The organism is Bifidobacterium sp. B4079 (assembly GCF_026537385.1).
Taxonomy (GTDB): Bacteria; Actinomycetota; Actinomycetes; order Actinomycetales; family Bifidobacteriaceae; genus Bombiscardovia; species Bombiscardovia asteroides_I.
Genome location: NZ_JAFNMH010000013.1, coordinates 1 through 808, shown reverse-complemented (window position 1 = coordinate 808; position 808 = coordinate 1). Strand labels below are relative to the sequence as shown.

1 pseudogene is annotated in these 808 nt (G+C 50.4%); it reads right to left on the bottom strand.

Annotation, left to right across the window (positions count from 1 at the left end):
• Positions 1-808 (bottom strand): annotated as a pseudogene (locus J3T95_RS09120) (hypothetical protein); the annotation flags it as partial.

The window sequence follows — 808 nt, the reverse complement described above, 5'->3', positions numbered from 1 at the left end:
ACGGCTGCTGGCCCGTCACCAGAACCGGCTCAGGAGTCAGCTCATCAACAGGCACCCACTGGCCATCCTTCAAAGCCACCCACTGATAATAATACGAATTCGTCTCAGAACATATCCCGTCGGGGTTGTAGTAGGTGCTGCCGCGAACATTCAGCCAGTACACGAAGAATGACCGGGACGGGGCTGTTCCCGGAGCAGTGCCACTGATGCTGAGACCAGCATAAGCAGGAAAACCATAATCAGTCACCATGCCCCAATTGGACTGACCTCCACTATAAAGTAATGGCTGATTATCCCAACCAACCCAAGACCACGGCCCGCTGCACTGAAGACCAGCGCCACTGCCCAGGCAGTCTTTCATATACTTCTTGAAGCCCCTGCCCTCAGCCGTTAAAGCTGCAGTGATATTGGATGTTCGATCCGGCGCCTTAATATTAATATCAGGATAAAAGTAGAGACAGTCATCAGCATAGATGTTGGAGGACCAGGACCATATACCAGTACCAGTACCGCAACCCAAAGCTCCTATCTGCTGACCTACAATTGCATAAATGTTCAGAGGCTCGTCGACACCACCCGTTTTATGGGCTGACGAGTCACCCGTATCCCCAAGATTCAGATCGCCCTCAACGGATATGGTCAAATAGTCATATAGACCGGAGTTTATGATCTTATGGACAGTGAAGTACTGATCCCAATTCTTGGCCCAATTATAGGCTCCGGTCCAGGCCGGATCAGTGGATGATTTTGAAGCTATGGTGTTCAGATACTTTATTCGGCGATAATGCGGCGGATTGGTAGAACCTTC